Annotated in this window: 5 protein-coding genes; 2 read left to right on the plus strand and 3 right to left on the minus strand. The window is 34.2% G+C overall.

Going from position 1 to position 5,142, the window contains the following annotated elements; genetic code table 11:
* Both ACIQZC_RS08925 and ACIQZC_RS08930 read left to right on the plus strand, forming a co-directional pair.
* Positions 1–315: T9SS type A sorting domain-containing protein (locus tag ACIQZC_RS08925; RefSeq protein WP_396138881.1), on the plus strand; the 315-nt coding region annotated here is incomplete at its 5' end.
* A 113-nt stretch (positions 316–428) separates the two neighbouring features.
* On the plus strand, positions 429–3,143 hold the full coding sequence (locus ACIQZC_RS08930) for a reprolysin-like metallopeptidase (RefSeq protein WP_396138882.1): 2,715 nt from the start codon (positions 429–431) through the stop codon (positions 3,141–3,143).
* A 50-nt stretch (positions 3,144–3,193) separates the two neighbouring features.
* Here the strand turns inward: ACIQZC_RS08930 and pth are convergent, their stop codons facing one another.
* The 3 genes from pth to prs all read right to left on the minus strand — a co-directional run.
* Entirely contained in the window at positions 3,194–3,760 is a 567-nt protein-coding gene (gene pth, locus ACIQZC_RS08935; RefSeq protein ID WP_396138883.1) for an aminoacyl-tRNA hydrolase, read from the minus strand.
* A 142-nt stretch (positions 3,761–3,902) separates the two neighbouring features.
* Positions 3,903–4,505: a 50S ribosomal protein L25/general stress protein Ctc gene (locus ACIQZC_RS08940; RefSeq protein WP_396138884.1), complete on the minus strand. Its 603-nt coding sequence runs from the start codon at positions 4,503–4,505 to the stop codon at positions 3,903–3,905.
* Between the two features lie 50 nt (positions 4,506–4,555).
* Positions 4,556–5,142 (minus strand): ribose-phosphate diphosphokinase (prs, locus tag ACIQZC_RS08945; protein ID WP_396138885.1); only part of this gene is annotated, 587 nt, incomplete at its 5' end.

Consider the following 5,142-nt stretch of genomic DNA (forward strand, 5'->3'; position numbering starts at 1 on the left):
GGAATTTCTGGAGTTTATTATTTTGGTACAGATGCTAGTTTATCTGCAATTAATAGCGTTGATAGCTTAGAAAATTTCACGTTATATCCTAACCCAAATAAAGGCAATTTCAATATTCAATTTTCTTACAATTCAAATAATAATATTATTGTTTTGGTTCATGATATTAGAGGAAGAGAAATTTTTAATAAAACATATTCAAACAATGGTTTGTTTAATGAAAACCTTCAATTAAGTAATGCACAATCTGGAATTTATCTTGTAACTATTCAAGATGGTTCTAGGAAAGAAGTTAAGAAAATAGTAATAGAATAATTTAATTTTCTATTTCAGGGAAGAGGTGGTTTTTACCACCTCTTTTTTTTATTAATTATTACAGAATATTATTAAATTATTATATTTGTGCATTAATCAAAAAAACCATTAAAATGAAAAAAACGTTACTACTAATTGTTTTTTCACTAGTACTTACTAATTTTAGTTACTCACAAACAGAAAGAGCTTGGTCAAACTACAAAGGACAAGATGTTAAAGTTGCTATTTCAGCACAAAGAGAGTCATTTCCTCAAGAATTTGAGTTAATGCAATTAGATTTAACTATTTTAAGACAAGTATTATTTACTGCTTCAGATCGATTTGCTGAAAAAAGAACAAGCGCTATAATATCGTTGCCAAATGCTGAAGGAAAACTTGAGCGTTTTCGTGTTTATGAAGCATCAAATTTTGCACCAGATTTACAAGCTCAATTTCCAGAGATTCGTTCTTATGTAGGACAAGGTATTGATGATAAATATGCAAGATTAAGATTATCAATAAATCCAAGAGGAATCAATACAATGGTTTCAAGAGCAGATAAGCCTTCAGAATATATGGAGCCTTATTCCGTTGATGGAAGAATTCACGTAGTTTATAATTCTGAAAGAGTAAAAGGGAAACTTCCATTTACCTGTTCAACACCAGTTGAGCAAGCATTAATGAATGATTTAACCGATAGAGCGAGTAGTGTATCTCGATCAAGTACAGTTCAATTATTGAATTTTAGACTTGCAATGTCTGTAACACCAGAATATACTACATATCACCATACATTATTGGCATTGGCAACTGCGAAGGAAAGTGCCTTGGCTGCAATTAACACAACGTTGTTACGTGTAAATGGTGTTTTTGAAACTGATTTTGCAATTCACATGAATTTAGTGAATAACATGACTATTATATATGATGGCACCACGGCAGATCCCTATGGAGCTACAAGTAATAATTATAATACTCAACTACAAACAACTTTAACTAATGTAGTAGGAGAAGCGAATTATGATGTGGGTCATTTAATGGGAAGAGTAGGGAATAATGGAAATGCAGGATGCATAGGTTGTGTATGTTTATCTGGGAAAGGAAGTGGCTATACAACAAGTACTTCGCCAGTAGGAGATAATTTTGATATTGATTTTGTAGCGCATGAAATTGGACATCAATTTGGCGCAAATCATACCTTTTCTAATGGAAATGAAGGTTATGGAGTAAATGTTGAAGTGGGTTCAGGGGTAACCGTAATGGGTTATGCTGGAATAACTAATGAAGATACTCATTTACATTCAATAGATGTATTTCATGCAGCAAGTATTGCCCAAGTACAAGCAAATATGGATACTAAATCATGCCAAACAATAGTTGCAATTACACATTCAGCTCCAGTAGTTAATGCTGGTGGTAACTGGACAATTCCCGTGAGTACACCATTTATGTTAACGGGCTCAGCTACTGATGCAGGTGGTGCAAGTGCAATGACCTATGCTTGGGAACAAAATGAAGATGGAGGGTCTAATATAGGCGCCGATAGCGCTGCTTCACCAACAAAAGCTGATGGCCCAAACTGGGTAAATTATCAAGATTCTGCAAGTCCAGTGCGTTATTTTCCAAAAATGTCATCAATTTTAGCAGGAAACAACACAACACCCGGTTTAGATGTAACCGCCGAAGCTTTAAGTTCTGTTGCGAGAACCTTAAATTTCAGATTAACCGCTAGAGATAATATCTCTGGACAAGGACAAACTGGTTATGATGATATGGTAGTTACAGTTGCAAATAAAACCGCTTTAACCATAACAATGGCTGCAAGTACAACTTATCCTGTAGGTTCAACCCAAACAGTGGTTTGGACAGGTGCTACAGGCACAACAGGACACAGCACCATTACAGGTGGAGCAAATGTAGATATTTCATTTTCAGCTGATAATGGGGTTACATGGACATTATTGGGAACTACGACAAATGACGGTTCGCATGTTGTGACATTGCCAGCAGGCGTTTCAGGAGCTTATTGTAGGTTTATGGTTAAGGCAAGTGCAAATATTTTCTTTAATATTTCTCAGCCATTTGCGGTAGGAAATTATACATACCAAACGCAAAATGTTTGTACGGATTATCCATTTACATTAAATTCGGCGATCACTGAAAGTGCTGGCACATCTTATCCAGGCACATCACTTTCTATTTCAGATTCTTATACGATAACAGATGCAAACTTTTATGCAAATGTAACACATCCAAACATAGGACAATTTAATCTACTAATTAAAGCGCCATGGCAAACATCTTTAAATACAGCTATCTGGTATAACAATATTACATGTACAAATGCCAACATGAACAAATGGTTTGACACAGCCGGCTCAGCTGTAAATTGTGCAACAGTGAATGGAGCTCCATCTTTTTTACCTTATTCTGAACCAAACATTAACGGATATAATGGCATGAATAGTGCTGGCGCATGGTTAATATATTTTAAAGATGTAGTAGTAGATTCAAATGTTGCAAATGCAAGGTTTAATACTTTTACTATTCAATTGTGTCGTTCAGGGCTTGTACCTGTTCTTTCAACCGAAAGTTATGATATTAGCGATTTAGCAATTTATCCTAATCCAAACAATGGGAACTTCAATATTCAATTTACTTCTAATTCGAGTAATGAAATAAATGTAGGGGTTCATGATATGAGAGGAAGAGAGATTTTTACTAAAAAATACTCAAATAATGGTTTGTTTAATGAAAACCTTCAATTGAGTAATGCACAATCTGGTATTTATCTAGTAACTATTCAAGATGGTTCTAGTAAGGTTACTAAAAAGATTGTTATTGAATAAGTAGTTCTAAACTATTAAATAGTAAAAAGGGAGGCATTAGCTTCCCTTTTTTATTTCCCATTAAAAGTATTCATCGTAGTATTTAACCCAGCTAATGCAAATGATTTTACAATTTCTGCGCTTAAGGCTAATCGTTCTTTCAGTTGTTCTTTTTCGGTTTCGTCCCATTCGCCAAGGACATAGTCCACTTGTTTTCCTTTTTTAAAGGCGTCGCTAATACCAAATCGAAATCGTGGATATTCAGAAGAATTTAAAAGCAACTGTATGTTTTTCAACCCATTATGTCCGCCATCAGTTCCTTTTGTTTTGATACGAATAGTTCCAAATGCTAAATTTAAATCGTCGGTGATGACCAAAAGGTTTTCTTTTTCAATCTTTTCTTTTTCTAACCAATAATTCACTGCTTTACCACTCAAGTTCATATAGGTGTTTGGCTTCAGTAAGAGCAATGTTCTGCCTTTTATTTTGAGTTCTGCCACATCACCTAACTTCTGGGTTTGAAAAGAAATCCCTTCTGCATTAGCAACATAATCTAATATTTTAAAACCAATATTATGTCTTGTGTTTGCGTATTCTGAGCCAATGTTTCCAAGCCCAACTATTAGGAATTTCTTCATAGGAATGACCTCTTGTGGTTTATTTCTCTTAATTATATTTAAAAACCAATTCATCATGTAAAAGTAACATAAAGTTTATAAAATAAAAAGCATAAAAAAAGCACCAGTAAACTGATGCTTTTTCGTATAGATTGAAAAGAAATTATTTTTTCTTTTTTGCTCCTTTTTCTGCTTTTGCTGCTTCTTGAGCCGCTTTCATTGCCGCACGAGAAATTCTCACTTGACAAACTACAGTATTATCTGGGTGCATTAATTTGAAATTGTTTGTAGGTAATTTAGTTACATACAATTTGTTACCCATTTCTAATTCAGAGATACTTGCTTCTACAAAATCAGGTAAGTTTTTAGGTAATGCTTTAACTTTTAAACGACGTTGGTTTAATCGTAAAACACCTCCTAATAATACTCCTGGAGAAGTTCCTGTAATTTTAACAGGTACTTCCATAACGATTTCTTTATCGTCACTTAATTGGAAGAAGTCAATGTGTAAAATTTTGTCAGAAACTGGGTGAAACTGAATGTCTTGCATGATTACATTGGTAGACGTTCCGTTTAACTCAACTACAACTGTGTGTGCGTTTGGAGTGTAAACCAAATCTTTAAATGCTCTTTCGTCTGCAACAAAATGAACTGGCTGATTTCCTCCGTAGATAACGCAAGGAACCATTCCAGCATCACGTACGGCTTTAGTTGCCTTTTTGCCTACGTTTTCTCTTTCTGATCCTTTAATCGTAATTGATTTCATTGTAAAATATATATAATTAATAAATACTTATTTAGAGTGGTTGCTCTTGATTACATCAAAAATTTCCCGCTAATTGAGGTATTATTTTGCACCATATGCATTACATCTGCAAATAATGGGGCACAACTTACCACTTTTATTTTATTTGATTCTTTCTTTAACGGAATAGAATCGGTAACAATTAATTCTAGTAATTTAGAATTTTCTATTTTTTCGTAGGCCTCTCCTGATAATATAGGATGCGTACAAATTGCCCTTACGCTTAAAGCACCTTTTTCCATCATTACATCGGCCGCTTTGGCTAATGTTCCTCCAGTGTCAATCATGTCGTCAACTAAAATAACATTTCTGCCTTTTACGTCACCAATCAACTCCATCGTATCAATTACATTCGCTTTTTTTCTTTGTTTGTAACAAACCACCACGTCCGATTCTAAAAACTTAGAATAAGCATATGCTCTTTTTGAACCTCCCATGTCTGGTGATGCAATCGTTAAATTTTCTAAATTTAAACTTCTCACATACGGCAAAAAGATGGTGGAAGCAAACAAATGGTCCACTGGTTTTTCAAAGAAACCTTGAATTTGATCGGCATGTAAATCCATGGTCATAATTCGGGTTGCTCCTGCAGTTTCCA

It is taken from the genome of Flavobacterium sp. (assembly GCF_044338735.1).
GTDB lineage: Bacteria > Bacteroidota > Bacteroidia > Flavobacteriales > Flavobacteriaceae > Flavobacterium.

Excerpts from the sequence above, each read along its gene's own strand:
- ACIQZC_RS08930 (WP_396138882.1), top strand. The coding sequence starts at position 429 with ATGAAAAAAACGTTACTACTAATTGTTTTTTCACTAGTACTTACTAAT.
- pth (WP_396138883.1), bottom strand. The coding sequence starts at position 3,760 with ATGAAGAAATTCCTAATAGTTGGGCTTGGAAACATTGGCTCAGAATAC.
- ACIQZC_RS08940 (WP_396138884.1), bottom strand. The coding sequence starts at position 4,505 with ATGAAATCAATTACGATTAAAGGATCAGAAAGAGAAAACGTAGGCAAA.